We start from the raw sequence: 352 nt of genomic DNA on the forward strand, positions 1-352 counted from the left end.
ACAACAGCACCTTAGCCGTCACCATCAATGGTGTGGTTTACACCACCGCCAACGGCTTAGTGATTGATGCGCAAGGTAACTGGAGCGTCGACCTGACCGGTACTGTGCTGCCTGACGGCACTTACCCTGTCAGCGCCACCGTCACCGACGTGGCCGGCAACAGCAAAACTGTTACCCAAGATGTGGTGATTGACACCAAGATTGACCAAGACGGCGACGGTAACACCGTGGCCATCACCGCCATCACCCAAGACACTGGCAGCTCCAGCAGTGACTTTATCACCAACGACAACACTCTGATTTTCAAAGGTACCGTCGATTTAGGTGACAACAGCACCTTAGCCGTCACCAT

The 352-nt window shown here is 54.3% G+C and carries 1 protein-coding gene; it reads left to right on the top strand.

Going from position 1 to position 352, the window contains the following annotated elements; genetic code table 11:
* A partial coding sequence (locus MMG82_RS21450) for an Ig-like domain-containing protein (RefSeq protein ID WP_241407424.1) occupies nt 1-352 on the top strand: 352 nt, incomplete at both ends.

The sequence above is a fragment of the Shewanella sp. MM_2022_3 genome, from assembly GCF_022557375.1.
GTDB lineage: Bacteria > Pseudomonadota > Gammaproteobacteria > Enterobacterales > Shewanellaceae > Shewanella > Shewanella xiamenensis.